Genomic DNA, 25215 nt, shown 5'->3' with positions numbered 1-25215 from the left:
CTTCTACACAGGAATTGTATGCCTAGTTCTCGTTCTTCCTAATTGTTCAGTCCTTCCCTTACCGTCTCGAGTAGGTAAGGTACTATGACCTCTGCTGACTTCTGGTTGTTCAGCTATCTATTTCTAGATAGGTTACCAAGTGTACTTGGCGTACCAACCAGACCTCCCCGGGTAAGAGTACAATCTTTCCCTCCATCTATCTGCTCCATTTACTCTGTACCACCTTCGGCAGTAAGGACTTTGTTTTGTCTGGCAAACTCATCCAATGATACCTAGCCTTGTATGAAGTTCGTGTTCCTCAGACCGGAGGTTTGCCGCTCGCTTCCTTCAGATTCCGCGTCGCCGCGGACACCCTTGCGTTAAGCTAACCACTACTACTGCCTTCGTGGCTCGGGACTTGCACCCTATAGATTGCACCCATGCCGGGCGCACCAACAAAAAGCAGCTGACGCGACCGCCAGCTGCTTTTAAACCATTTTATTTTACTTGAAACTCAACAGCTACTGCTCCTAGATTTTCAATTTCATTCTTTGCTGCACGGATAATTTCATTTGCCGCTGATTTAGAATGCTCTTCAGCTTTTACAGTGATTCTTACTTCTTCACCCTCAGCACGGACGAGCACGTCTTCATAGTTCATGGATTTGATCAGCATTTCTAATGTGTGTTCTTTGGTGGCAATTTCATTCAATTGCTCAATCTGATCCTTCGCTTCACTGATTTGGGCAGTTGTAGCTTCACTTGAAGCAACTACAGCTGTTAATGCCTCTTTCTCTTTGCTTCTTTGGTCATCTAAGTCCAAACGCAGCTGAACAAACATTTCATCTGATTCTACTGTTGAAACAGTTGCATCTGCATTTTCACCCTGCATCTCAGCTTCTTCTTCAACAGTTCCTGTTTCTTCTGCATTTTCTTCAGCATTTTCTGATTCCTCAATTCCTGCTAAATCCTGGCTGCCTTGTTCTGGAGACGTAATGTAATACACCGATAATACCACCACTAAACTTAACATTGTTAATAACCAAACCGTTTGTTTTTTTAATAACATCTATGATTCCTCCTCTTATTTTTTAGGCATTACAGATACTCTATGGCTAGGCACATCAAGTGCTCTTGTTACTGCTTCGATAATCATTTTTTTCACTTGGATGTTTTCGGCTCCTTTGGCAACGATTAAGACCCCTCTGATGGCTGGTTTCTTCGTTTCTATCACAATAGGAACCTCTTTTTCTCCTTCACGGATGATGACGAGCTGTTCTTCCTTAGAAGTATCTTCAACAACCCTCTTTCCGCCTTCGCGATCCGTTTCGTCTGTTGTTTGAGTCTGGCTTGTTCTATTTTTTTCAAGCACTTTTTTCTCTGTTGCATCCACATTGACGACAACTGCTACATCGTCAACCCCTGCAATGGTGTCGAGCGCTTCTTTTATTTGTGATTCATACATCTTTTCATAGTCCGTTATAGCACCTGTACTTTCTCCCTGCTTCTGGCCAAATGTGGCTACATCTTCTTTGCTGCTATCTTCTTCACTGTTATTAAACACCGGAAGCTCTGAGGTCGACTCTTCCTCACTGAAAAACATATTGCTTACCAGCATGATGGCTGCTCCAAAAAGGAGAACAAGCAGTAGATAATGGTATTTTCCAGGCTTTTTATCAGGCTGATTTTCCTTTGAGAGCCATTTTTTCAACAACGATATGGGCCCTTTATCTTTGTCCATTGCTGTTTATGCCCCCCCTTCCACCAATACTTCGATTATTTTTCCATCTACATCCCATGATTCGGAGAGGAGTGAGGCAATACGATCAGAGTTATGATCCTCCGAACGTGAAGGCAGTGGTTTTCCGGTATTGATATCAACCGGTTCTACCGCTTCAACTGCTTCGCTTTCCTCTTGTGCCTGCTCCAGCTGCACAATCAGCTGCTGCAGGACAGGAATGTCGTTTTCATCCTTTTCATCAGATATTATTTCGATATGAGCGATTTGCAGCCCGTATTGTGCCATCAACTCCTCCTCTGCGTCCATTTTCAGTTGGACAGCCATGTTTTCTAAAATATATGCATCATGTGAGGCTTGTATTTCTTTTTTTTTCATTTCTATCGAATTTTCCATATTATTTTCATTTACAGCCTGAAAGGAGGGCACATCAGCAAATGCCTGCTCAAAATCCTTTGATATAAATTGCAGGATTGGAGTAAGGATTATCGCAATTAATAGCAGTCCGGTGACCATCTTCGTATATTTCTGCAGCTTTGTATTCGGCAGCAGCATATCTATGACTGTTGCAATGAGAATAAATAGGATAATATTTGTAATCCACTCTTTAATAAAGTCCATCATCTGCCTCCTTACCGGATCATCATCGTTAAATTTCCTGCGGCAATGATAACGGTTAAACTAAGGAAAAACATTAAAGAAACAACCGCCAATGCTGCAAACACATAAATGACACTTTTGCTGATAATATCCAGACAAGTGATGATTGGCCCACCGCCAAGGGGCTGGAGAATGGCTGCAGCAAATTTATAAATGAAGGCGATCATTAAAATTTTGATTGCCGGAAATGCTGCAATAATAATTAAAATCGCTACTCCTGCGATGCCGACTGTATTTTTCAAAAGAACCGAAGCACTAATCACTGTATCTGTTGCATCTGTAAACATCCGACCGATAACCGGGATAAAGTTTCCAGTGATAAACTTGGCCGTTTTGATCGTAATGCCATCTGTTACTGCTGAAGATGCACCCTGCACAGAAATAACACCTAAGAAAACCGTTAAAAACAGACCGAGCAGACCAATGCTCCAATTACGCAATAAATTAGCCAGCTGTGTTACTTTATATTGATTAGATAAAGCACTGACAATACTTAATATTGCTGATAATAACAAGAGCGGCAAAATCACATACTGTATAAGCAATCCGCTGATATTCATTAGAAAGAGAATAACGGGATGAAAAAATGCTGCTGATACAATTCCTCCCGATGTAGCAATCAATGCCAAAAGCAAGGGAATCAGTGCCATGATAAATGAAATCATTGTGCTAATGGCATCTTCTGTGTATTGCATGGCAACATGAAAGCTGTTTAACGCAATAATCATCAGAACCATGAACACGATCGCATAAGCAACCTTGCTGATCGTACTTTGTTCAAAAGCGTTCTGCAGAGATTGCAGAAACATGCTAAAAACCGTTAAAAGGATTAAAGTTCCGAGCAGCTTTCCATTCACAATTAATTCATGAAAAGCAAACTTTAGAGCCCCTTTAGCCCATTCCTGAAAGGAAAACTGCTTGTCCCCTTTAATAAATTCATACAAACTGCCTTTTTGACTCTCTGGCAGAAAGCCTCCGTATGTGGTGCTGATCTCTTCCCAGAATGTCTTTAATTCATCAAGATTTAAGGATTCTATTTGGCTATCAAGCAAGTCTTCCGCATGAATGGCCGCTTCGGCATGATCTGTCTGCGGGGAGGCTTGTACACTCGGAATGAATAGGAAAAAAGCAAAAATACTTAACATCAGCACGTTCCGGATATAGTGCTTCATATGGACACCTCTTTAAAGGAATTACGACTATTGCTGCGTCTATTGGTGCAGTGCTTCAAACTAATTAGGGATCATCTGAACAATTGTTTCGATTAAAACGGTTAAAATCGGAATAGCCATGGCTAATATTAATATTTTTCCTGCCAGTTCAATTTTGCTGGCGATCGCTCCCTGGCCGGCGTCCTTTGTCATTTGTGAAGCAAATTCTGCAATATAAGCAATGCCGATGATCTTTAAAATCGTTTCCAGGTAGACCATATTAACGTTTGCATTCACAGCAATCTTTTCAATCATCATGATGATTGCATGTACTTGGTCGATTAAAAATAAAAAAATGGCGCAGCCGGCAAACATAACGATAAAAAAAGCAAAATTGGGCTTTTGCTCTTTAACAACCAGAACTAAAAACGTTGCAACAAGACCGAGACCGACTATTTGAAGAATTTCAATGGCAGCCGCCTCCCTTAGCCCTGGAATAGAAAGACCGATTTAATTTTTTGAAATAGGTTATCGACAATCGAGGCAACCATAAACAAAATATAGATAAAACCAAATAATGTAACCCACTGGGCATATTCCTTTTTGCCAACTTGATCAAGAATGGTATGAAGAAAGGCAACGACAATTCCTACACCAGCAATTTTAAAAATAATATCAACTTCCAAGCCCATTATTTACTCCTCCTAAGGTCTCGCCCTCTTGGTTCATTTAGATTGATTTGAAGAATTTTATATTAATAAGATGATAATGAGCAGACCAGAAAGAAATCCAAAGCTTTTGGCCATTCTTTCATATTTCGCCTGTTTTTCATGTGCATCATTGACTTCTCTTTCCAAATGAGCAAGCGCAAGCATGATCTGCTTTTGCTGAGAAATCCGATCATGTCTGCCCAGCGTTTCACCAAACTGTTTCATAATCTCAAATTCCCCTTGCTTTAATGCTGTCTTGCTCCAAATCTCTTTTAAGCTATCCTCCCATGCGTCTCTAACCGTCGTCTCTGTCTCTGTTAACCTATTAGAAAATGACGAGAAAAATGAAGCCAATGGATTAGATAGCTGAGCAGATAGCCTTCTTGCCGCTTCATGCAGAGGTGTATGACCATACATGATCTCTGCATCCAGCGACTGCAAAGCTGATTTCAGCTGTCTCAGCTGCCGTGGCCTTTCACTAAGATGCCTTGAGGCTTCAAAGCCGATCCATGAGGTAGCAAGTATGATTAAAATGGCACCGATGACCTTTACCATTTTGCCATCGCCAGCTTTTCAGATGTCACAAGCAGACCTTGTCCATCTCTAATTGCCTTAATGCCACCCGGTCCATGCTTCCGATCCAGTTCAATAAATCGCTCAAATATGCCTGCTTCTATGATCGGGGCTAAGGTAGGACGCTGCTTGATTTCTTTAAAGGAGGTGCCATGTGTAGTCATAATCAGCTTAATTCCAGCATTTACAGCTTCCATGATCGCTTCTTTATCTTCATGAGATCCTATTTCATCCACGATTAATACATCTGGGCTCATGGACCGGATCATCATCATCATACCCTCGGCCTTTGGACAGCCATCGAGAACATCAAGGCGGTGTCCAAAGGTCATTTCTGGAATACCGTTTACACTCCCGGCAATCTCAGATCTTTCATCAACGATCCCGACTTTTTGAGCCTGAAACCTCCCAGAAGGATCTCCACTTGAAATGATCCTTGCAATATCACGGAGCAGGGTTGTTTTTCCGGTTTGCGGCGGACCGATGATCATTGAATGCTGCCAGCACCCGTTATAAATAAAAGGAATTAATTTTTCTGCTATGCCAAGCTGTTCTTTGGCAATCCGAATATTGAAAGAGGAAATATCTCTTATGGCTTTCACCTTCCCTCCTTCAAGAATGACCTTTCCGGCTAGACCAATGCGATGACCGCCTTCGATCGTAATAAAACCTCTCTTCAACTCTTCTTCTAATGTGTAGATCGAATGGTGACTGATTTTATTTAAAAGCTGAACAGCATCATCATGTGTAGCAATATAGGGCAAGAAGCTTGTCTCACCTTTCCAAGTCAATTCCAGCGGTCGATGAATGCGAACGCGTATTTCTTCAAGCTGTGATAGATGGTCTGGAGGAATATGTCTGCAATGATCTGAAATATTATTTGGCAAATAGGCTAGAATGTTTTCCAAAACGCAATGCCTCCCTTTAAAAATTCAACAGCTATTGGACTAGCTTTCATTACTTAAAATGTATGCTGGGGAATGGACTTTATGACCTTGTTTGAATTTTTTTAGGTGGATATTAAGGATAGGCGGTGTTGATGCATTTTTAAACGTGGCAATCCTTCTTATGAGAAGGGGTGTGACTGAAGGCAGAGGAAATTAGAAGATATTAATTAAAGGAAAACAAAGACATCTACCTGAATAAAATAGATAAGACCAACAATACATCACAAGTGGAGGAGAGAGAATGGTATACGGACAATCATTTTATCGGGAAACTGGACATTCTGCTTCAAAGAAACGAATAACGGTTGTCGGCGTGGGAGAATGGAAAATACAGCCGACCGAGGCACAAATCCAGCTGGGCGTGAGGGAGGAACAGAAGACACTAAATGAGGCTCAAGCGATCAGCACATCTACGATGACAAGAATTATACAAGGACTAAAAGAACAAGGTATTCCTGAGGAACAAATTCAAACGGCAAGTTATCAAGTGTTCCCTGTTTATGACTATGATGAAGGCACACAAGTTCTGCGGGGCTATCAAGTTGAACATCTTCTGCAGATTACAGTAAAGGAATTAGAAAAAACTGGAGAAATTGTTGATACAGCTGTACAGAACGGTGCAAATATAGTGAACAGCATTCAGTTTACTTCTTCACTTCCAAATGCCTATAAGCAGCAAGCACTTTCCATTGCCGTATTTAATGCTGTTGAGAAAGCAGAAGCTATTGCCAGGAGCATGGGTGTTCAATTGAATCAAACACCGCTGCGTGTCTCAGAACAATTACAAACTGATGGAATAGCCCCTTTCAGCAGTACGGCTCTAATGGCTAAAGCAGAAGCAGTTCCAATTCAGCCGGGAGAAATAACAATAAACAGCAGGATCATCGCAGAGTTTTCTTATTATTCATAAACAGAAAATCCCGAGGAGCAATAACCCTCGGGATTTTTGTCTGATGCTATTGATTATGCACGAGATACATAAGAACTATCAGTTGTATTAATGATCAGTTTGTCGCCTTCGTTAATGAAGAATGGCACTTGAACACTTAAACCAGTCTCCATAATTGCTGGCTTTGTACCGCCTGAAGCAGTATCCCCTTTGATGCCCGGCTCTGTTTCAGTTACAACAAGTTCAACTGTATTTGGCAGTTCAATTCCAAGAGATTCGCCTTGGAACATCATAATATGAATTTCCATGTTCTCTTTCAAAAACTTCAATTCGTACTCAATTGAAGTTGCAGGAAGTTCGAGCTGCTCATATGATTCATTGTCCATGAATACATGCTGATCACCGTTTGCATATAAATATTGCATTTTACGGTTATCAATTTGTGCTTTTGCTACTTTTTCTCCACCACGGAATGTTTTTTCCTGGATTGCACCTGTACGCAGGTTTCTAAGCTTTGAACGAACAAAAGCAGCACCTTTCCCTGGCTTAACATGCTGGAAATCCAGTACGCGCCAAATGCCGTTATCTACTTCAATTGTCAATCCTGTACGAAAGTCATTTACTGAAATCATGCAAAAAATCCTCCAATTTTCATTACAATATAATTAAATCTTTTTTAGAATGAGTAAGCGATTCATTATGATCAGCTGTAATAATCGTATCATCTTCAATACGAACGCCGCCTACACCTGGAATGTAAATTCCTGGTTCTACTGTTACAACCATGCCTGGCTCTAGAACTACTTCTGATTTACTGGAAAGTCCAGGACCTTCATGCACTTCAAGACCAATCCCATGACCTGTTGAATGTCCAAAGTATTCGCCAAAGCCTTTTTCAGTAATATGATCACGAGTTAAGGCATCAGCTTGTTTTCCAGTAAGACCTGGCTTAATTCCATTCATTCCTTTTAATTGTGCTTCTAAAACCACGTTATAGATTTCTGCAAGCTGATCTGACGGCTGTCCAACAGCAACGGTACGAGTGATATCTGAAATATAGCCGTTATACAGTGCACCGAAATCCATTGTGACAAAATCACCAGTTTCAATGACTTTATCACTTGCCACACCGTGCGGATAAGCTGAACGGTATCCTGAAGCAACAATAATATCAAAAGAAGAAGAAGTAGCACCAGCTTTTCTCATAAAGAATTCCAGCTCATTCGAAACCTCAATTTCCGTTTTGCCTGGCTTAATGAAGTTTAATATATGCGAAAAAGCATCATCCGCGATCTTCGCAGCTTCCTTTAATATCTTAATCTCAGATGCATCCTTAATCAAGCGCAACTTTTCAATAACACCTGAAATCGGTACAAGTTCGGCTGAAACAGCTTTTTCATACGTTTTAAAACTAGCAAATGAAACATAGTCCTGTTCAAATCCAAGCTTTGTTATGCCCAGCTTTTTCACCTGTTCCTCTACTTCAGCAGGGATCACGCCAGTATGCTGAACAATTTCATAGCCTTCGCATTGCTTGCCTGCTTGTTCAACATAACGAAAATCAGTGATAAAAAGTGATTTTTCTTCACTTATTAAAACCACACCAGCACTGCCAGTAAAACCTGACATGTAACGGCGATTATACGAACTCGTAATCAGCATCCCATCAATGCCTAATTCACTAAACTTTGAACGCAATTTTTCAATTTTCCCCATGTTTCTCTCTCCTTTATAAATCCAATAATGCAAGAAGCGCCAGCTCATAGCCTTTTATCCCTAAGCCAGCAATCTGTCCCTTACTTACAGGTGCAAGCACGGACGTATGGCGAAAAGATTCTCTTGCATGGATATTTGATATATGTACTTCGATAACAGGAACTTGTATTCCTGCAATAGCATCCCTAAGGGCATAGCTATAATGGGTATAAGCACCAGGGTTAAAAATAATGCCTGTACACTCAGAGGCGTTTGCTTCCTGCAGCTTATCAATTAAAGCTCCCTCATGATTGGACTGAAAAGCAGAAAGCTCGGCTCCATGCTTTGCTGCAGCTTCTTTCATTTGCTCTTCGATCTGCAAAAGAGTGACAGCACCATAAATACCAGGTTCCCTTTTCCCGAGCATATTCAGATTCGGTCCATTCAGCAACAGAATTTTTTTCATTCCCCACACCTCTGCCAAACAATTTATACAACACTCTTATTTTATCACAATTATGGCAATTGAATAAAAAAGAAAGTTTGAGACACGAAAGAATGTTCAAAACAGCTATGAATTATTAGAAAGACTACCAGTTGGCATTAGACGGAAACTGAAAAATCACAGCAATAGCTCCAGATTTAAAACGTGCTTATCATTTAGATCTGATCTGACCTGTCCTGAAACGATTTTCAGAACAGGTTTTTCTCTGCTTCCAAAGACCTTTAACCGCGCGCATCGGCTTCTTCTGCCTTTTGTTCCATTTTCTTTAGCTCGCTATTTTCATAAGAAATTGAATAACCAACAAACACTCCATATAAAATGTATAAACAGCCTGAAGTTATAATTGTATTCCTTTCCAGCTCCCCGAACGGAGGAATCCCTGGAAAAATTGGATTTAACACCAAAAATACTAATAAAAATAAGACAATTCCGTACCCCATTCCGATCCAGATACTGTAGAATCTTCTTAATAAAACATAATAAATGAGAGCAGCTACAATGGAGATCGCTCCCATCATTAAAATAGAGATGACGATTCCCAGCCAGCCGTCTTTCCAATCTCCAATTGTCCATGGCTCTAATATTGTATTTGCAGGTATCTCTGTAAAATTAAAAACATGTGCAATATAACCTACACCACTCCAGAGTATCCCGCCTATCAGACCAGTTAAAACCGTCATCATTAAAATTGACATCGGCTTTTCTTTTTGATTTTGCTCCAGTTTTTTGTTATCTTTATCAGCCAAAATAAACACCTCCACACCTAGTATGCCCCGCTGCAATTATTCCTTTGCATGCTCAATAGAATTTAATAAGGCATGTGTTTGGTGTGCATGATGATCGGATGACATGAAACGAGCATTAAACCTCTTTTCTTAAACATATTTTTATTTCTTCTAAAGGTTTTGACGCAGAAAAAGAGAATTTATTATAATAACGAATACAACCTTCATTTTTATCGTTTAAAAATGTCTTTTATGGAAAAAATATATAGAAGTATATCGTGCCAAAAATTGTTATGAAAATAATTTTTGAATAGCAAGTACCTAAGGAGGTGGCATTCTTGAAGAATCGAGTTTCATTTTATGTTGTTGCAGCACTCATTGTATTGGGGGTATTGGGAATTGCCGTCAGTGTATTCTCTGATCCAGCTGGCGTTTTGCGCACAGTCGCCATATCTGCGATTGTCATCGCAATAGTCTATTTTCTGATTACGCGTTTAACCTCCAGTAACTCTGGCAATAAGGAAAACCGTGCGTTTAAACAAGCTGCCAGAAAATCCAAAAAACGGTTTATGAAAAAGGACGCGACTTCAAGTGCAAGCCGCAAAACAAAAACTGCTTCCCTAACCTCTATCAAAAAACCAAAGAAAAAATCATCTGTACAGCTCACTGTTATAGAAGGAAAAAAAAGCAAAAGAAAAAATCGGGCATCTTTATAAAGAAGCCCGTTTTTATGTTTTAATAACTCCACTTTGAAAAAAACTGCTGAGCACACTGTCTACCCAGTTCAAGCAGATCATTTCTTCTTTCCTCTGTCAATTCGAATTCCGTTGCCAGTACGCCATCTGTCGGTATAAAAATAATATTTTGCGCATGTTTCCTGGAGATATAACGAGCATCATGTGCATCCTTCATCGTTTCAAACAATGCTTCATACAACTTAAAAGCATTATTAATTTTCTTAGGATCACGCTCATTTAAATTGTGGCTTAACTTAACGCCAAGTACCGGCCGCACTTTCTTAACATTTTCTTTATCAAAAAGCCACATTGGAAAATTGCTTAATACACCGCCATCTACCATCAGACTTGTTTGATTCTGGGCATGCAATTTAACAGGTTCAAAAAAATAAGGAAGACTGCAGCTCATTCGGATTGCTTTTGCAACAGAAAATGACCCTGGATCGATTCCATAATTCGGGAGATCATCTGGCAAAACAACAAGTCTGCCGTTCGTTAAATCCGACGCAACCACCCGAAGAGCCTGTGGCGGCAAGTCAGAGAACGTCTTAATTCCTCTGATTGCCAACTTTTCTGCCATCCACTTTTCAAGCTCTGCTCCTTTGTAAAGCCCCAATCTCCAATACAAAAAAATCCACTTTGTCACCGCAAACGGAATAAGTGCCTTCCGATCATCCATAAATGTCTTAACATCCAGTTCCTTCATTAATTCAGCGATTTCATCACTTGTATATTGAGCCGCAATTAAAGCCGCCACGATTGAGCCGGCACTTGTTCCAGCTACCCTTTTAAAACGGAAGCCCCGCTTCTCCACTACCTCATAAGCACCAACTAACGCAAAACCTTTAATGCCTCCCCCTGAAAACACGCCATCAATAAACATGTTTGCCACCCCCTGCGCAGAACTCGCCTATTACATCTTTAAGCAGAGGTCATGGAAAATAGTACGATTTTATTTAATCAGCATTAGAGTGATATTTAAATTAAAGATATAAATTGGTTCAGTGGCTTAAGTGAGGAAATCCTAAAGAAAAAGAGAGGCTGGAACATGATCCTCCAGCCTCTCTCGGTTGCTATATTATCTTTTAAAGTTCCACTCATCGCTTTCATATCGTTCTTTTGCAATTTTGTGGACGTATGCCAATTCTTCTTCTGTTAGCTCATAAGGCTCAAGTTCAATATCCAGGCCTTCCTCAAAACCTGCTTTGAATGCTTTTTTCGCCATTTCAATGGTTACGTTCTCTTTAGCAATTTCATTGATTGCTACTGCTTTGCTTTTGAATGCTTTTTGCATTCTTTCTTTTACGCGCTCATTGGGATATTTAAATAAGCTAAAGAGTTTATCTTCATCAAGGTCAAGCAAAATCGAGCCATGCTGGAGGATGACCCCTTTCTGTCTCGTTTGTGCACTTCCAGCTACCTTACGTCCTTCTACAACTAGCTCATACCAGCTTGGTGCATCAAAACATACAGCAGAACGGGGGTTTTTTAATGATTCGCGGTCTGCTTCTGTTTTTGGAACGGCAAAATAAGCATCCATCCCAAGATTGTGGAATCCTTTTAAAATTCCTTCTGAAATAACACGGTAAGCTTCTGTAACTGTTTTTGGCATATCAGGATGTTCCTCTGAAACAATAACACTATATGTAAGTTCATGCTCGTGCAAGACACCTCTGCCACCAGTTGGGCGACGCACAAAACCAAGCCCATGCTGTTTGACCATGTCCATATTTATTTCCTTCTCGACTTTTTGAAAATAACCAATCGATAAAGTCGCTGGTTCCCAGCCATAAAAACGGATAACCGGCGGGATTTTCCCTTCGCTGTTCCAATCAAGAAGCGCTTCATCAAGCGCCATATTAAATGCTGCTGAATGATTTCCTGAATCGATAAACCGCCATACTTCCTTTGCCATTTTAAACCCTCTTTTACGAATTGTTATTTACTTGCTGTCAAACCAAAGTTTAGCAAACTTCCATTTAGAAAAAAAGCAATTGAGTTTCAGATAAAAATTTATCTGTTTTTCTTTACTCATATAGTGATGCCTTATATAATTATACTTGTCTTATCATATGTGTGAAAGGAGAAAGACACATTGGATATCCTTTATTTCCTTTTGATTATGCTTGGTGCGATTGTTGTTTATTCTGTCGTTAACTGGCTAATTCAGAAGAGAATCGTTAAAACACTTACAGAGGAAGAATTCCGGGAAGGCTACCGCAAGGCACAGCTGATTGATGTCCGCGAGCCAAACGAATACGAAGCTGGACATATTCTCGGTGCAAGAAACATCCCATTATCACAGCTTAAAACGAGACTTCAGGAACTGCGTCCTGACAAGCCTGTTTATTTATATTGCCAAAGCGGCATGAGAAGCGGCAGAGCGGCTCAACTTTTAAACAGAAAAGGCTACAAAAACCTTAGTCATCTGCAGGGCGGTTTCAAAAAATGGAGCGGCAAGGTTAAGAAAAAATAAACTCGTGCATATTGCACTTATACTTCATATTTGAAATTTTGTTTGTCAGGAATTTTATTTTTTGAAAGTATAAAACAGCAAGAGGCTGCCTTTTCTGTGAAGGAGCCTCTTTTGCATTTATTTTTTAAAACAGTGATATTGTAATTTCCTCTTCTGAACAAAAACCGAAAACAATCCTAAAGGGGATACTATTGTGCGTTTTATTCGAAAAATCCATCAATTTTTTACCGATAAACCAATTCACAAAGGAACCGTGCTAAACCAGCACTATGAAATATTGAATATAATAGGTGCAGGCAGTTATGGACTTGTGTACTTATGCAATGACCGATTAACACACGAGAAAAAAGTGGTTAAACAGCTGCGTCCAAGTAAATATCAGAACAAAAAGGAAGTAGAACTATTTAAAAATGAGGTTTCTATTTTAGGCCGTCTCGACCATCCTTATATCCCAAAGGTTTATGATACGTTTGCAAGTAATGGCTCTCTGTTTTACGTTATGAACTTAATTGAAGGAGATAATTTAGAGGATCTCATATTTAGTAAAAAAATGACCTTCAATGAAAAAGAATCCCTGCTGGTTCTTAATCATCTGCTTCATTTCATAAACTATCTTCATGATAAAAACATTTACCATCAAGATATACGGATCCCCAATATCATCTACAACAAAGAGGAGTATTATTTAATCGATTTAGGATTAGCACAGTCACCCAAAAATCACGATGACATGCTGGAAATGAAACTGCAGGATTATTATGATTTAGGAGAAATCCTATTATATTTACTTTATACCACTTACACATCTAAACATAAAAAAGCTCTTCCATGGACAGAAGAACTTTCAATAAAATCGGAAACAACTCTCTTGTTGAAGAGACTTTTGCAAATTCAGGACCCATACGGAAACATTGCTGAAATCTCTGCCGATCTTCAATTAGCATTAGAAGCACAGACGCCTTCCGATTAACTGCTGCTTCTGCCTTTCCGTTTATAATATTTGCTTCCTCCCAGCGGATTGCGTTTGTAGCCACGGCTGCTGCTTCCCCTGCCATAGTATTTCCGGTCACTGCTGCTGGAGCGGCGATGATGGCGTCTGCGATCACTGCTGTCACGGGACATCTTTGTAATCTGCTTTAATATTTTTTTAAACATAAGTACCCTCCTCTTCTGATTGAATGCAGTCTTTGTGTTTTTTTCATATTTTATTAGCGGTATACATAGTTAGTCTAAAGTCACTTTATGATTTTAGGCAAGTTTTAAGTAGATATACAAGCTCAACTCTTCATTTGTGTTGATCAGTACAGTTCACATATCGATCTCCTGATCAAACAACGCCCCTTGTTTTACATATTGAATAATCTTTATACATTCGCTCTTCACACGCTGTCTGCCAATATCACTAAGGAACCAGTTATCTTCCCTTGTATTCTGATCTTCAGCAAAGCACAGGGTGTATTCGATCCAGCTAGGCATATACGTTTTTAACGTTAGATGCAGCCGTCTCATATGCCAAGAAGCTGTGACAACCAGCAGCCGCTTCATTTTATACAGATGAAATTCTCTATTTAACAAAAGAAGTGAGGCAAGAACATTCTCTAATGTATGTACGGACACGTCTTCTACTAAAATATCTTTTTCTGGTATCCCTAATTTAATGGCTTCTTTTTTTAGCATTACTGCTTCTGAATCACTGTTTCCATTCCACTTTACTCCTCCTGCAAAAAGTAATTTATTCGCCCGGCCGGCACGATATAAGTCAACAGCTTTTGGCAGACGATACTGAATTGCCTTGCTGCTGCCTGCTACAAATATACAATCTCCATTTTTCTGATCATCTTCAATACCCGAAAATAACAATTTGGACATTTGAAAATCTGTCAGCTTTTCAGCATCTAATTCGGAAATGAGCATTTGCCACCTCTATTTTTCTTTAAAATTTACATATTAAGTAATTTCAACAATCATAGCTGGAATCCTTTTTTGATCTTGAGGTCTCCACTGCCATTACAGATTGTCAGCAGATGTATCCACTTAATGGCTTTATTCTGAATACCAGCGTAAAATATCTCTTTTATGGTTGAGATTCAAACAAATATAGCTTGGATTATATTACCTTTTACAAAAAATAGCATGTTAAATCAGTCTAGTAGTATACTAATACTTTAAATTAATGGGTATGCTTACTTATAACTAACAAACTATATAAAAAGGGGCATGGTTATGAAGAAAGAGATTTTATCCGTATACTATCTAAGAGTATTCGCTATGCTTTTTGTGGTATTTGTTCACACTACTGCTCAATATCGGCACTTATTTACAGTAGATTCGATCCAGCATCAGTTTTATCATTTTATGAATAACTTTGTTCGTGTTGAAGTTGGAATTTTTATTATGCTGGTTGGGATTGTTTTTTTCTATATTTATAGAAACAAATCATTTACCCCACAGGAACTTTATAAGTATGGGAAGAAACGTGTCGTCTTTATATTGGTGCCATATATCATTTGGTCCCTTATTTACGAGATGGAGCAAATATATTTGGGCACAAGGGTTTTTAGTATTAATAATATATGGGAGAATATTTTAACCGGGGGCAGCAAGTATCAACTGCATTTTATTTATTTAGTCGTTCAATTTTATTTACTGCTTCCCTTTATGATCATGATTGTGAAAAGATCTCATCTGCTAAAAAAATACCTTTGGCTCATTGGGATTATTCTCGAATTCTTTTTCTTTATGATGAGGATGAATTATGGCTGGGATAATTTCCGTTTTGTTAATTCGTTGGGTGCATTTTTACTTGGGGGCTGGATTGGTCTTCATTATGACGAAATAAAGGCTAAAGTGACAAATAAGAAAATGTGGACCTTCGCGGTTCTATTTTTAGCATGTAGCATATCAGTCATATACATTCGTTACCAAAATTCGTTCATTGAACAGATTGCCATTCCTGATAGTGTCTATAAATTACTTGTTATGGGTTTTTATGTTGGAGGAAGCTTCTTTTTCTTTTACATGTCAGAACGATTCAGTACAGCATTTAGTGAGACCACGACAAAAAGATTTAAAAATGTAGCATCATATTCATTTGGTTTTTACCTGCTTCATCCACTTGTGTTATATCAAGTAATGAATTTTCTCCCAACTAGGGGAACGGGCCTATCTTTTCATATCATGATTCCATTACAATATGCCATTACCGTTATTTTGTGTTACTTAATCATCTTGTTTGTTCATTCATATGTTCCTTTTGCAAACTTCTTATTTGGAAAGCTGCCCCAAAAACAAAAACCAGTTTGGAAATTTAAAACGAAGGAACCAGTAAGTTAATCGTTTTTAGTAAGAATTGATACAGTTCTCTTCTATCCTGTAAAGCCCTGCTGAATCTAACCTCTGCAGGGCTTTTTTATATTCAAATTCAACAAACAGCTTGTTACATAAGGATTTCTGCAAAGAAAAATTACGAAAAGCTAACATGTATGAACGGTTTTTTCATACAATATTTTTAGAGGTGATCACCGTGACAAGAGTGAGGTATACCAGCAAAGACATTGATTTAATTGCAAGAATGATGAGAGCAGAAGCTGAGGGTGAAGGACAGCTTGGAATGCTGATGGTTGGAAATGTTATTGTCAATCGAGCTGCAGCTGATTGTTTAGATTTTAGGGATGTAAGAACGATAAGGGATGTCATTTTTCAAGTTCAAGGCGGCAATTATTCTTTTGAAGCAGTACAAAAAGGCAATTTATTTTATAACCCCGCAAGAGAGGTTGAAAGAGAATTGGCACGCAGAGTAGTGAAAAATTGGCGGCAGCATCCTTCAAAATATGCTCTTTGGTATTTTAATCCTTATGCGCCATGTCCTCCAACATGGTATGGCCAGCCATTTGCCGGGCAGTATAAACAGCATTGTTATTACGAGCCGCAGGCAAATACATGCGAAAGTGCTTATAGATAATTGTTCATTAAGAAGTAGAGGGATGCAGCATGATGCAGCATCCCTCTTTATTATTATTGTTTTACATACTTCAATACTGGTTTTCTGGCTGCAAGAGTTTCATCCAGGCGGCCAATAACCGTTGTATGAGGAGCTTCCTGCACAATTTCCGGATTCTCCTCTGCTTCTCGCACAATTTGCAGCATTGCATCAATAAAACTGTCGAGCGTTTCTTTTGATTCTGTTTCTGTCGGTTCGATCATGATGCACTCCTCGACATTAAGCGGGAAGTATATGGTTGGCGGATGATAGCCAAAATCAAGCAGGCGTTTGGCAATATCAAGTGTACGTACTCCAAGCTTTTTCTGTCTTTTTCCGCTTAAAACGAACTCATGCTTGCAATGTCTGTCAAATGGCAGATCATAAGCAGAAGACAATCTTCTCATCATATAGTTTGCATTTAATACTGCATATTCCGTAACAGCCTTTAATCCATCTGGGCCCATTGTGCGGATGTACGTATAGGCACGTACGTTAATGCCAAAGTTTCCATAGTAAGGTTTTACACGGCCAATAGAATCCGGTCTGTCATAATCAAATGTAAATACATCATCTTTTTTCACAAGAACAGGCTTTGGCAAATAAGGAATCAGATCTGCTTTAACACCAACTGGGCCAGATCCTGGACCGCCGCCGCCGTGCGGGCCTGTAAATGTTTTATGAAGATTAAGGTGAACGACATCGAAGCCCATATCTCCAGGACGAGCTTTAGATAAAACGGCATTTAAATTGGCTCCATCATAGTAAAGTTTCCCGCCGGCACCATGAATGATTTCAGCCATTTCAAGAATATTTTCTTCAAACAATCCAAGGGTATTCGGATTCGTCAGCATAAGTGCCGCTGTGTCATCTCCCACTACACGCTTTAAATCTTCCAAATCCACTAATCCATGTTCATTCGATTTAACTGTAACTGTCTCAAAGCCAGCAACGGTTGCAGAAGCAGGGTTTGTTCCGTGTGCTGAGTCTGGCACGATCACTTTTGTGCGGTTTGTATCGCCATTTGCTTCATGGTAAGCACGGATCATCATTAAGCCAGTCCATTCGCCATGTGCTCCGGCAGCAGGCTGAAGTGTTACTTCATCCATCCCTGTAATTTCCTTTAAGTGCTCCTGCAGGTCGTACATTAATTCCATTGCACCTTGAACAGAGCTTTCATCCTGGAGCGGATGAACATGTGCAAAGCCATTAAAGCGCGCAACATTTTCATTGATTTTCGGATTGTATTTCATTGTGCAAGAACCTAGAGGATAAAAGCCTGAATCTACACCATGATTCCGCTTTGATAAGGCCGTATAGTGGCGCATGATATCAAGCTCCGAAACTTCCGGAAGATCGGCTTCTTCCACGCGCACGTATTCTTCCGGCAGCATTTCGCTCATATCAACCTCAGGTATATCCATTTCCGGCAAGCTGTAGCCAATACGTCCTGGCTTTGTTAGTTCAAAAATAAGCGGCTGATCTTCCTTATGCATGATAATCCCCCAATTCTTGTACAAAAGTATCGATTTCATCTTTTGTTCTTAATTCTGTCACTGCAACCAGCATATGATTAGCCAGCTCTGAATAATCTCGGTGCAGATCATATCCGCCGATTATTCCTTTTTTCAATAGCTCAACATTCGCTTCTTTAACAGGTTTATTTAGCTTTACCACAAATTCATTAAAAGAAGGTCCTTCGAATGCAATCTCAAATCCAGCTTTTTTGAATTGATTTCTTGCGTAAAAGGCCTTTTGCATGTTCGCGGCAGCCATCTCTTTAACGCCCTTTTTCCCAAGTGCAGTCATGGCTACTGAAGCTGCCAGTGCATTTAATGCCTGATTAGAGCAAATATTAGATGTAGCTTTATCGCGGCGGATATGCTGCTCACGTGCCTGCAATGTTAAAACAAAGCCGCGGCGGCCTTCCTCATCCACTGTCTGCCCAACTAAACGACCAGGTACTTTACGCATTAATTTGCTGCTGACTGCAAAATATCCGCAGTGTGGTCCCCCGAATGCAGTAGGAATGCCAAATACTTGTGCATCTCCTGCTACAATATCTGCTCCAAAGGCACCAGGCGGCTTTAGTGCACCAAGCGCAAGAGGGTTGCTGGATACAACAAACATTGCTTTGTGTTCATGAACGATCTGCTCAAGCTCCTGCATCGGCTCAATCCGGCCAAAGAAGTTCGGATACTGCACGACAACAGCTGCAATTTCATCATTCATCATATTGCTTAATGCTTCAAGATCTGTCACACCATCTTTATGAGGAATTTCAATTACTTCAACATACTGGCCTTTTGCATATGATTTAACAACTTCCTTGGAATCTGGATGCACAGCACTTGAAACGAGCACCTTTTTGCGGCGAGTTTGCCCTGTTGAAAGCATGGCAGCCTCTGCTAAAGCTGTTCCGCCGTCATACATAGAAGAGTTCGCTACATCCATACCTGTTAACTCACAAATCATCGTTTGAAATTCAAAGATCGCCTGCAGTTCACCTTGTGAAATTTCAGGCTGATAAGGTGTGTAAGCTGTGTAAAACTCGGACCTGGACAATACATGGTCAACGATGACAGGCATATAGTGATCGTAAACTCCTGCACCAAGGAAACTTGAATGTGTTTTAAGATCAGCGTTTTTTTGTGCCAGTAATGTCAGTTCCTTCATTAAGGCTGTTTCCGGTTTTGCAGGTTTAATATTGTATTCACCTTTAAAACGAACTCTTTCTGGTATATCACTGAATAACTCATCTACTGATTGAACGCCGATTGCTTCGAGCATGGCATTTTTATCTGACTCTGTCATCGGTAAGTAGCGATGTTTCATGTGTTTGGCCCCCTATTATTTCTTCTCTCTTTTATAAAAAGGTGTAGCGGCAACCTGTGCTTTTACACGCTTTCCGCGAATTTCCACTTCTACTTCTTCATTTACAACAGCATGTTCTGTCTTTAATAAGGCTAAGCCGATATTTTTCTTTAATGTTGGTGATTGTGTACCCGTTGTTACTTCGCCGATTTTTTCATCGCCTTTGTAAACAGGGTAGCCATGGCGGGGAATTCCCCGCTCAATCATTTCAATTCCAACAAGCTTGCGCGGGATGCCGTTTTCTTTTTGACTCTCTAGAGCTGCTTTTCCAATAAAGTCAGCTTCTTTATTTAGTTTAACAGCAAAGCCGATGCCTGCCTCAAGCGGTGAAATATCTGCGGAAAGCTCTTGCCCGTAAAGTGCAAGATTGGCTTCAAAACGCAAAGTATCCCGGCAGCCTAGTCCGCATGGCAAAACACCATCTTCTTTACCAGCCTCTAAAATATCTTTCCACATAGCAGCTGCATCTTCTGTTTTGCAATATATTTCAAATCCATCTTCACCTGTGTAGCCTGTGCGTGAAACAAGCGCTTGTTTACCATTTACATCGACATTTTCCTGAAATTTAAAAAATCCGATCGCGGATAAATCATCGCTTGTCAGCTTTTGCAGGACTGTTTCTGCAAGCGGTCCCTGCAGTGCCAGCTGTGCGTATTGCTCTGATAAGTTAATAACCTCTACATTTCCTTCTTCATGCTGTTTCAGCCAATCGTAATCTTTATCAATATTTGCTGCATTAACTACCAGCAAATAGTGTTCCTCTTTTAATTTATAAACAAGTAAATCGTCAACTGTTCCGCCGTTTTCATAGCACATGGCTGTATATAAGGCACCATCCGTTTTTAGACGCGAAACATCATTTGTCATCATTTTTTGAAGATAGCTTAGGCTGTCTGGTCCTTTCACTTCAATTTCTCCCATATGGGATACATCGAATAGTCCAGCTTTTGTTCTTACTGCTTCATGCTCTTCTTTAATGCTGGAAAACTGGACAGGAAGATCCCAGCCTCCAAAATCAATTGTTTTCGCACCATATTCCTTATATACATCAAACAAAGGTGTGCGCTTTAATTGTGACATTTACTTGTCCTCCTCTAATTTGAAAGTGAAAACTCAGAAAATTCAGGAACAGCTAAATTCATCAAAAAAGGACAGAAAATCCCCTCATATAATTTGAGAAGACCTCTGTCCTTTCACCTGAAAGTTTAACCATATGTATGGCTGTCCTCTTGGGTGGCCCTTTTATGGACTCTCTCCAGAGATGCGTCAAGCAAGAGTTCTTTTGCCTGAGAGATTCACATGTGGATGCTTGCTCCTTCGGCGCTGCTTAAATAGCAGTCTCTCCCCTTGCTGTCATTCGCATTATAAAAATTTTCCAAGATGGTCATACTGATAGATAAGCAAAAATGTCTCGTATGAAATAACGCTTGCATTAGCATTCTAAATTTCATACTGGTCACTTTAAAGTTGATGGAATCAATCATGATTTCATAAAAAAAGATGTCAGCCATTTTTCATAATGTGACAAATTTCAAAACTTTCAAAGCTATTTACATCCTAACACCTCCATGTAAATTGAGCAACAATTTTATCAGGAGAAATTAAGAAAATCATCCGTAATCTCTTAAATTTATTCATATTTATAGATATCATAACAAATATTAATAGTAAAACACGAACATTTAAATGATAAAACAAATAAATATTCGCGAATAAACTCTCATATATCTATGTTCTTCATCTTTGCTTCATCTGAAAGGAGAGAATAATTTTTATGTCTGTGCAAATTGAGTTTGATACATCTTGGCAAGAAGAATTTTTTAAGAGAATTGATTCGGATGGACCCTGGGGGAATTGGGAACTTTACAAACTAGCAATTGAGGTAGAAAATCATACAACCATTCCGGAATTTGAGGGCTTGCAGGCACCTGAGCATCTTCCGAATTTAACGCCACTTCCCCATCAGCTGGAAGTCGCCAAGCAGGTTGTAGAAAATATGAATGGCAAAGCAATTCTTGCTGATGAGGTCGGTTTAGGCAAAACGATTGAAGCAGGTTTAATACTAAAAGAATATATGATTCGCGGGCTTGTGAAAAAAGTATTGATCCTAGTCCCAGCTTCCCTTGTATCTCAATGGGCAATCGAGTTGAACAGTAAATTTTTCATTCCTGCCATTGCCCAGAAAAAAAGCTATGTTTGGGAGCAATGTGATGTCGTTGTTTCCTCGATTGATACAGCTAAACGAAACCCCCACCGGGATATTATTAATAATCTTGATTATGATCTCATTATTATCGATGAAGCTCATAAACTGAAAAACAATAAAACAAAGAACTATGAATTTGTACAGGGCTTAAAGAAGAAATTTTGTTTACTGCTGACAGCAACACCTATTCAAAATAGAATCAGCGAGATTTTTAATCTTGTTTCACTCTTGAAACCAGGACATTTAGGCAATGAAGCCGCGTTTTATGAGAAGTATAAGAAGGACACACGTTCGCTGGACGACCATGATCATTTGAAGGAACTCGTCAATAAAGTCATGATCCGAAACCGCAGAGCAGATACAGGCATTGAATGGACAAAAAGGCATGTGGAAACAATACCCATAGAGTTTTCGGAAAAAGAAAGAGCCCTATATGATGCTGTGTCCGCTATTCGCTCAGATGAAACAATGTCATCCAGCCAGTTCTCTATCATGACGTTGCAGCGTGAGGCATGCAGCAGCAGAGAAGCAGTCTACTACACCCTCAGAAACATGCTGACCAAACAAGAAAATCCATCTGCTCAGTTTCAAGGCAGCATACAAAGACTGGTTTCCATGGTGGAAGCGGTTGATAAAAATTCGAAAGCAGAAAAAGCACTTGAATTAATTCAAAAAATTGACGACAAAGTCATTATTTTTACCGAATATCGCTCAACACAGCTTTACCTGCAATGGTATCTCAAGCAGCATGGAATTACATCTGTACCCTTTAGAGGCGGCTTTAAACGAGGCAAAAAAGACTGGATGAGAGAGCTTTTTCAAAAACATGCGCAAGTTCTTATTGCGACCGAAGCCGGCGGAGAAGGAATTAACCTTCAATTCTGTAATCATATGATCAACTTTGATCTTCCGTGGAATCCAATGCGTCTTGAGCAGCGGATCGGCCGTGTTCATCGCCTTGGTCAGGAAAAAGATGTTATGATCTATAACTTTGCCATTAAAGATACGGTTGAGGAACATATTCTAAAGCTTCTTCACGAAAAGATACACCTATTTGAGAAGGTGGTTGGTGAACTGGACGATATCCTGACGAAACTTGAGTTTGGTAATATTGAAGATCATTTGCTTGATATCTTTGGAAAATCTTCTTCTGAAGGCGAGATGAAGATTAAAATGGATAATCTCACAAGCATGATTCAATTCGCAGAAGATATGAAGGAAGGGAATATACATGCAGCAACATGAAATACATCGTTTCCTCGTTAAGTACTTTCAGGCCAATGAATGCGACATTATTGAGCAGGGTCCTGGTTTTTTACGAGTACAACTGACGATTGAGCTTGATAAAGAATTAATGAACAGGCCGTTTTATTGGCATTATCTTGAGAAAACAGGCGGAATACCAAATCCTATGCAGCTAACATTAATCACAAATAAAATGCTGGCACCTAAAAATATGCAAGGCGAGGTTATCCATTTTGGCTCGCCTCGCTTGCATCAAATTTTCCAATCAGCCAGAAGCTTAGCTGGCTATATCCGCCTATATGAAAACCATCATCATCAAAATGGGACCCAAATACCGCTGCGTCCATGGCTTGGGATGAACGTTCGTATTTCGTATCAATGTGACCGTAAAAAAGATATCTTCAAATCCATTGGACTGCAGCTTATTAATGGCCAAATGATTGAAAACTTTCATGATAGGCTGCTAACAATGAACTTAACACCTAAAATCCCTGACTATTCTTTCACTCTTTCGCCCATTATTATGCCAAAAAGCGGGATGACAAGAGTAGCGGGTTTCTTACAGAACAGTATTCTTCAAGAAGACCATACATGGGCAGATGAAGCGAGAGAACGGTGGAACAAGGACCTTGATCTGCTCGAGCATTTTTATGAGGATGAGGAAGAAAAAGCTGACAGCTATGAAATTGAAAAAAAGGCACTGCAGGAGCAATATGAACCAAAGATTTCGATATCAATGGTCAATGGAGGATTGTTTTATTTAACAGATCATGCAGTATCATAAGAAAAAGCAAGAATGCTGTTTATGGCATTCTTGCTTTTATATGAAATTCTATTTTTAATACTAATTTTTCCGTTTCGTTTTCAATCCATAATAAAACACATACGGAATGACACCAAACCAGCGAAATAAAAAGGGTTCTTTTTCAACCTTCTTCTGCTGGCGATTTTTCTTTCGTTCATCTTTTGGCTGATCCATATATTTAACGAAGGTTTCTGTCATAAACTTCACATAGTCATTGGACTTCATTTTGTCACCTGCTTTGCAGAAATAAATAGTGCAAATTGTTCCCCATATAGTAACAAGTATGTCCAAGTCTAATTTTTCTAAACAGCTAAACCATCTTTCCCGGGAAATAGTGGCTAATTTCGCTCAATCCATCTTGTCATCTGCTTTGTATCCTGATCATAATAGCTATAAGCTGTAAGCTGATATTCATCCTCCAAATTCAGTTCATATATTATTCTGAGCTGATTATTGTTCATCTGTTCTGTATGATAGGCAACTCGTCCATGATTAAAAGCAAGAACACCATTCATGTTGTGATTCTTCGTCTGCAATAATTCCTCCACATGATGGAAAGTACGAAAATAATAATATTCCTGCTGCAAAAGTGCATTTTCTTCAACAATGATCCGTTTTTCATTTAAATATAACTCCAAATGCAGAGTAAGCAGAAACGACACTAACAGCAATAATGCTAACGTAAGAGGATACGTAAACCCGTTCTCTTCTCTGATCATTGGGATGCTCCATTAATAAAAGGTGTTATTAAAGTGGTATGTGTTTCATCCCTTGTATCTATCATTCTAATTTCCATACTTTTTCTCTGTTCTTCGTATATTACATCTCCCACATTTTGCAGTACAATTTCGTGTCCAGTTCCATTAACCCGCCTTCTAATATTACTTCCGTATTTTTCATAGCTGATTTGCTGCTGATTCTTTCTTACAATCAATTTTCCGTTTGCAATCTCAATTCCTTCTGATAAGCGCACTTCTTTTTTCAGCTGCTGAACAAAGATATTCCACTCCATTTTGGCAATGATCTTATCTGTCTCGGAACTTTGAATAATATGATTCATGGTTAGGGGAATTAAGCTCATAATAAGCAGAAAAATAGTAAAACCGTATAGAGCATCAACCATTGTAAATCCTTTTTCATTGATGGATTGATTCACATACTTGCCCAGCAGCTTCTCCGTTCCTTTCATAGGACACACACACCTCCCCCTTATTTAAAATTAGGCTGTATACCACACCATCTTTCAAAAAGGTTTCCGAACGGGGAGACATCATTGCAGCCTCACTTTCCATCAAGCTTTCATACAATAGCTTGACCGCTAT

Annotated in this window: 30 protein-coding genes and 1 riboswitch; of the genes, 8 read left to right on the top strand and 22 right to left on the bottom strand. The window is 39.4% G+C overall.

The genetic code is table 11. From position 1 onward, the window contains the following. Positions 1 to 477 precede the first annotated feature (477 nt). Genes A6754_RS08545 through spoIIIAA form a run of 8 tightly spaced genes read right to left on the bottom strand, consistent with a single transcriptional unit; the run spans position 478 to position 5718 of the window. Positions 478 to 1047, bottom strand: a complete 570-nt coding sequence (locus tag A6754_RS08545; protein WP_066443767.1) for a SpoIIIAH-like family protein — start codon at positions 1045 to 1047, stop codon at positions 478 to 480. A 15-nt stretch (positions 1048 to 1062) separates the two neighbouring features. Beyond that, entirely contained in the window at positions 1063 to 1719 is a 657-nt protein-coding gene (spoIIIAG, locus tag A6754_RS08540) for a stage III sporulation protein AG (protein ID WP_066443765.1), read from the bottom strand. A gap of 6 nt (positions 1720 to 1725) precedes the next feature. Next, positions 1726 to 2337 (bottom strand): stage III sporulation protein AF, encoded by a 612-nt coding sequence (gene spoIIIAF / locus A6754_RS08535; RefSeq protein WP_066443763.1) that lies wholly within the window; start codon positions 2335 to 2337, stop codon positions 1726 to 1728. Between the two features lie 11 nt (positions 2338 to 2348). Then, a complete protein-coding gene (gene spoIIIAE, locus A6754_RS08530) occupies positions 2349 to 3548 on the bottom strand; it encodes a stage III sporulation protein AE (RefSeq protein WP_066443761.1) in 1200 nt (399 codons plus the stop codon). 60 nt (positions 3549 to 3608) lie between these two features. Beyond that, positions 3609 to 3998 carry a stage III sporulation protein AD gene (gene spoIIIAD / locus A6754_RS08525; protein ID WP_240056581.1) on the bottom strand — a complete coding sequence of 130 codons (390 nt, stop codon included), beginning with the start codon at positions 3996 to 3998 and terminating at the stop codon, positions 3609 to 3611. A gap of 14 nt (positions 3999 to 4012) precedes the next feature. Continuing rightward, a complete protein-coding gene (gene spoIIIAC / locus A6754_RS08520; protein ID WP_009332905.1) occupies positions 4013 to 4219 on the bottom strand; it encodes a stage III sporulation protein AC in 207 nt (68 codons plus the stop codon). 57 nt (positions 4220 to 4276) lie between these two features. Beyond that, the gene (gene spoIIIAB / locus A6754_RS08515) at positions 4277 to 4792 is read right to left on the bottom strand and encodes a stage III sporulation protein SpoIIIAB (protein ID WP_066443755.1); all 516 of its coding nucleotides are present in this window, start codon (positions 4790 to 4792) and stop codon (positions 4277 to 4279) included. After that, the gene (spoIIIAA, locus tag A6754_RS08510) at positions 4786 to 5718 is read right to left on the bottom strand and encodes a stage III sporulation protein AA (protein WP_066443750.1); all 933 of its coding nucleotides are present in this window, start codon (positions 5716 to 5718) and stop codon (positions 4786 to 4788) included. Before spoIIIAA ends, spoIIIAB begins: the two co-directional genes overlap by 7 nt. Positions 5719 to 5998: 280 nt before the next feature. Here spoIIIAA and A6754_RS08505 point away from each other — a divergent pair, with 280 nt between their 5' ends. Beyond that, entirely contained in the window at positions 5999 to 6667 is a 669-nt protein-coding gene (locus A6754_RS08505; protein ID WP_066443747.1) for an SIMPL domain-containing protein, read from the top strand. Positions 6668 to 6720: 53 nt separating this feature from the next. Here the strand turns inward: A6754_RS08505 and efp are convergent, their stop codons facing one another. From efp to A6754_RS08485, 4 genes are all read right to left on the bottom strand, one after another. Further along, positions 6721 to 7278 carry an elongation factor P gene (efp, locus tag A6754_RS08500; protein WP_066443744.1) on the bottom strand — a complete coding sequence of 186 codons (558 nt, stop codon included), beginning with the start codon at positions 7276 to 7278 and terminating at the stop codon, positions 6721 to 6723. A 22-nt stretch (positions 7279 to 7300) separates the two neighbouring features. Next, positions 7301 to 8362, bottom strand: a complete 1062-nt coding sequence (locus A6754_RS08495) for a M24 family metallopeptidase (RefSeq protein WP_066443743.1) — start codon at positions 8360 to 8362, stop codon at positions 7301 to 7303. A gap of 13 nt (positions 8363 to 8375) precedes the next feature. After that, a complete protein-coding gene (gene aroQ, locus A6754_RS08490; RefSeq protein WP_066443738.1) occupies positions 8376 to 8807 on the bottom strand; it encodes a type II 3-dehydroquinate dehydratase in 432 nt (143 codons plus the stop codon). A 260-nt stretch (positions 8808 to 9067) separates the two neighbouring features. Further along, positions 9068 to 9592: a YqhR family membrane protein gene (locus A6754_RS08485; RefSeq protein WP_082851650.1), complete on the bottom strand. Its 525-nt coding sequence runs from the start codon at positions 9590 to 9592 to the stop codon at positions 9068 to 9070. A gap of 308 nt (positions 9593 to 9900) precedes the next feature. Here A6754_RS08485 and A6754_RS08480 point away from each other — a divergent pair, with 308 nt between their 5' ends. Then, positions 9901 to 10287 (top strand): SA1362 family protein, encoded by a 387-nt coding sequence (locus A6754_RS08480; RefSeq protein WP_257297431.1) that lies wholly within the window; start codon positions 9901 to 9903, stop codon positions 10285 to 10287. A gap of 19 nt (positions 10288 to 10306) precedes the next feature. Here the strand turns inward: A6754_RS08480 and A6754_RS08475 are convergent, their stop codons facing one another. Then, a complete protein-coding gene (locus A6754_RS08475; protein ID WP_066443733.1) occupies positions 10307 to 11191 on the bottom strand; it encodes a patatin-like phospholipase family protein in 885 nt (294 codons plus the stop codon). A 195-nt stretch (positions 11192 to 11386) separates the two neighbouring features. Then, on the bottom strand, positions 11387 to 12223 hold the full coding sequence (gene lipM / locus A6754_RS08470; protein ID WP_066443723.1) for an octanoyltransferase LipM: 837 nt from the start codon (positions 12221 to 12223) through the stop codon (positions 11387 to 11389). A gap of 180 nt (positions 12224 to 12403) precedes the next feature. Between lipM and A6754_RS08465 the strand changes: the two genes are divergently transcribed. Then, a complete protein-coding gene (locus A6754_RS08465; RefSeq protein ID WP_066443721.1) occupies positions 12404 to 12784 on the top strand; it encodes a rhodanese-like domain-containing protein in 381 nt (126 codons plus the stop codon). 193 nt (positions 12785 to 12977) lie between these two features. After that, positions 12978 to 13754 carry a serine/threonine protein kinase gene (locus A6754_RS08460; protein ID WP_306806922.1) on the top strand — a complete coding sequence of 259 codons (777 nt, stop codon included), beginning with the start codon at positions 12978 to 12980 and terminating at the stop codon, positions 13752 to 13754. On the opposite strand, the gene A6754_RS08455 is transcribed toward A6754_RS08460, so the two are convergent. Both A6754_RS08455 and A6754_RS08450 read right to left on the bottom strand, forming a co-directional pair. Continuing rightward, positions 13751 to 13939 (bottom strand): hypothetical protein, encoded by a 189-nt coding sequence (locus tag A6754_RS08455; protein WP_066443719.1) that lies wholly within the window; start codon positions 13937 to 13939, stop codon positions 13751 to 13753. The two genes, A6754_RS08460 and A6754_RS08455, sit on opposite strands and share 4 nt — an antisense overlap. Before the next feature lie 153 nt (positions 13940 to 14092). After that, entirely contained in the window at positions 14093 to 14698 is a 606-nt protein-coding gene (locus A6754_RS08450; RefSeq protein WP_066443716.1) for a YdcF family protein, read from the bottom strand. Between the two features lie 309 nt (positions 14699 to 15007). On the opposite strand from A6754_RS08450, the gene A6754_RS08445 reads away from it, so the two are divergent. Together A6754_RS08445 and A6754_RS08440 are read left to right on the top strand one after the other, a co-directional pair. Next, complete coding sequence (locus A6754_RS08445; protein WP_180320205.1) at positions 15008 to 16117, top strand: acyltransferase; 1110 nt, start codon at positions 15008 to 15010, stop codon at positions 16115 to 16117. Positions 16118 to 16307: 190 nt separating this feature from the next. Continuing rightward, positions 16308 to 16745, top strand: a complete 438-nt coding sequence (locus A6754_RS08440) for a cell wall hydrolase (protein WP_066443711.1) — start codon at positions 16308 to 16310, stop codon at positions 16743 to 16745. 53 nt (positions 16746 to 16798) lie between these two features. Here the strand turns inward: A6754_RS08440 and gcvPB are convergent, their stop codons facing one another. From gcvPB to gcvT, 3 genes are read right to left on the bottom strand one after another with little or no spacing between them, the layout of a single operon-like run. Further along, positions 16799 to 18259, bottom strand: coding sequence for an aminomethyl-transferring glycine dehydrogenase subunit GcvPB (gene gcvPB / locus A6754_RS08435; RefSeq protein WP_066443708.1), 1461 nt, complete (start codon positions 18257 to 18259; stop codon positions 16799 to 16801). Further along, a complete protein-coding gene (gcvPA, locus tag A6754_RS08430) occupies positions 18252 to 19598 on the bottom strand; it encodes an aminomethyl-transferring glycine dehydrogenase subunit GcvPA (RefSeq protein ID WP_066443705.1) in 1347 nt (448 codons plus the stop codon). The genes gcvPB and gcvPA overlap by 8 nt, the downstream gene beginning before the upstream one ends. A 15-nt stretch (positions 19599 to 19613) precedes the next feature. After that, entirely contained in the window at positions 19614 to 20717 is a 1104-nt protein-coding gene (gene gcvT / locus A6754_RS08425; RefSeq protein ID WP_066443699.1) for a glycine cleavage system aminomethyltransferase GcvT, read from the bottom strand. 184 nt (positions 20718 to 20901) lie between these two features. Next, positions 20902 to 20994: riboswitch (glycine riboswitch) on the bottom strand. A gap of 417 nt (positions 20995 to 21411) precedes the next feature. Between gcvT and A6754_RS08420 the strand changes: the two genes are divergently transcribed. After that, entirely contained in the window at positions 21412 to 23088 is a 1677-nt protein-coding gene (locus A6754_RS08420) for a DEAD/DEAH box helicase (RefSeq protein WP_066443697.1), read from the top strand. Then, positions 23075 to 23872, top strand: a complete 798-nt coding sequence (locus A6754_RS08415) for a YqhG family protein (protein ID WP_066443694.1) — start codon at positions 23075 to 23077, stop codon at positions 23870 to 23872. Before A6754_RS08420 ends, A6754_RS08415 begins: the two co-directional genes overlap by 14 nt. Positions 23873 to 23932: 60 nt before the next feature. Here the strand turns inward: A6754_RS08415 and A6754_RS08410 are convergent, their stop codons facing one another. From A6754_RS08410 to comGF, 3 genes are all read right to left on the bottom strand, one after another. After that, positions 23933 to 24118 carry a YqzE family protein gene (locus A6754_RS08410; RefSeq protein WP_066443687.1) on the bottom strand — a complete coding sequence of 62 codons (186 nt, stop codon included), beginning with the start codon at positions 24116 to 24118 and terminating at the stop codon, positions 23933 to 23935. A gap of 113 nt (positions 24119 to 24231) precedes the next feature. Beyond that, positions 24232 to 24612, bottom strand: coding sequence for a competence type IV pilus minor pilin ComGG (gene comGG, locus A6754_RS08405; RefSeq protein WP_066443683.1), 381 nt, complete (start codon positions 24610 to 24612; stop codon positions 24232 to 24234). After that, the gene (gene comGF / locus A6754_RS08400; RefSeq protein WP_082851648.1) at positions 24609 to 25082 is read right to left on the bottom strand and encodes a competence type IV pilus minor pilin ComGF; all 474 of its coding nucleotides are present in this window, start codon (positions 25080 to 25082) and stop codon (positions 24609 to 24611) included. Before comGF ends, comGG begins: the two co-directional genes overlap by 4 nt. Positions 25083 to 25215: the final 133 nt, after the last annotated feature.

The organism is Cytobacillus gottheilii (genome assembly GCF_001636345.1).
GTDB classification, from domain to species: domain Bacteria; phylum Bacillota; class Bacilli; order Bacillales; family Cytobacillaceae; genus Cytobacillus; species Cytobacillus gottheilii.
Note: the sequence above shows the minus strand (reverse complement) of the source record. Positions and strands in the feature narration are given on the sequence as shown.

Bases quoted from the DNA above. Each gene is read 5' to 3' on its own strand.
- A6754_RS08545 (WP_066443767.1), bottom strand. From the start codon at position 1,047: ATGTTATTAAAAAAACAAACGGTTTGGTTATTAACAATGTTAAGTTTA.
- spoIIIAG (WP_066443765.1), bottom strand. From the start codon at position 1,719: ATGGACAAAGATAAAGGGCCCATATCGTTGTTGAAAAAATGGCTCTCA.
- spoIIIAF (WP_066443763.1), bottom strand. From the start codon at position 2,337: ATGGACTTTATTAAAGAGTGGATTACAAATATTATCCTATTTATTCTC.
- spoIIIAE (WP_066443761.1), bottom strand. From the start codon at position 3,548: ATGAAGCACTATATCCGGAACGTGCTGATGTTAAGTATTTTTGCTTTT.
- spoIIIAC (WP_009332905.1), bottom strand. From the start codon at position 4,219: ATGGGCTTGGAAGTTGATATTATTTTTAAAATTGCTGGTGTAGGAATT.
- spoIIIAB (WP_066443755.1), bottom strand. From the start codon at position 4,792: ATGGTAAAGGTCATCGGTGCCATTTTAATCATACTTGCTACCTCATGG.
- A6754_RS08505 (WP_066443747.1), top strand. From the start codon at position 5,999: ATGGTATACGGACAATCATTTTATCGGGAAACTGGACATTCTGCTTCA.
- efp (WP_066443744.1), bottom strand. From the start codon at position 7,278: ATGATTTCAGTAAATGACTTTCGTACAGGATTGACAATTGAAGTAGAT.
- A6754_RS08495 (WP_066443743.1), bottom strand. From the start codon at position 8,362: ATGGGGAAAATTGAAAAATTGCGTTCAAAGTTTAGTGAATTAGGCATT.
- aroQ (WP_066443738.1), bottom strand. From the start codon at position 8,807: ATGAAAAAAATTCTGTTGCTGAATGGACCGAATCTGAATATGCTCGGG.
- A6754_RS08475 (WP_066443733.1), bottom strand. From the start codon at position 11,191: ATGTTTATTGATGGCGTGTTTTCAGGGGGAGGCATTAAAGGTTTTGCG.
- lipM (WP_066443723.1), bottom strand. From the start codon at position 12,223: ATGGCAAAGGAAGTATGGCGGTTTATCGATTCAGGAAATCATTCAGCA.
- A6754_RS08455 (WP_066443719.1), bottom strand. From the start codon at position 13,939: ATGTTTAAAAAAATATTAAAGCAGATTACAAAGATGTCCCGTGACAGC.
- A6754_RS08450 (WP_066443716.1), bottom strand. From the start codon at position 14,698: ATGCTCATTTCCGAATTAGATGCTGAAAAGCTGACAGATTTTCAAATG.
- A6754_RS08445 (WP_180320205.1), top strand. From the start codon at position 15,008: ATGAAGAAAGAGATTTTATCCGTATACTATCTAAGAGTATTCGCTATG.
- gcvPB (WP_066443708.1), bottom strand. From the start codon at position 18,259: ATGCATAAGGAAGATCAGCCGCTTATTTTTGAACTAACAAAGCCAGGA.
- gcvPA (WP_066443705.1), bottom strand. From the start codon at position 19,598: ATGAAACATCGCTACTTACCGATGACAGAGTCAGATAAAAATGCCATG.
- gcvT (WP_066443699.1), bottom strand. From the start codon at position 20,717: ATGTCACAATTAAAGCGCACACCTTTGTTTGATGTATATAAGGAATAT.
- A6754_RS08420 (WP_066443697.1), top strand. From the start codon at position 21,412: ATGTCTGTGCAAATTGAGTTTGATACATCTTGGCAAGAAGAATTTTTT.
- A6754_RS08415 (WP_066443694.1), top strand. From the start codon at position 23,075: ATGCAGCAACATGAAATACATCGTTTCCTCGTTAAGTACTTTCAGGCC.
- A6754_RS08410 (WP_066443687.1), bottom strand. From the start codon at position 24,118: ATGAAGTCCAATGACTATGTGAAGTTTATGACAGAAACCTTCGTTAAA.
- comGG (WP_066443683.1), bottom strand. From the start codon at position 24,612: ATGATCAGAGAAGAGAACGGGTTTACGTATCCTCTTACGTTAGCATTA.
- comGF (WP_082851648.1), bottom strand. From the start codon at position 25,082: ATGAAAGGAACGGAGAAGCTGCTGGGCAAGTATGTGAATCAATCCATC.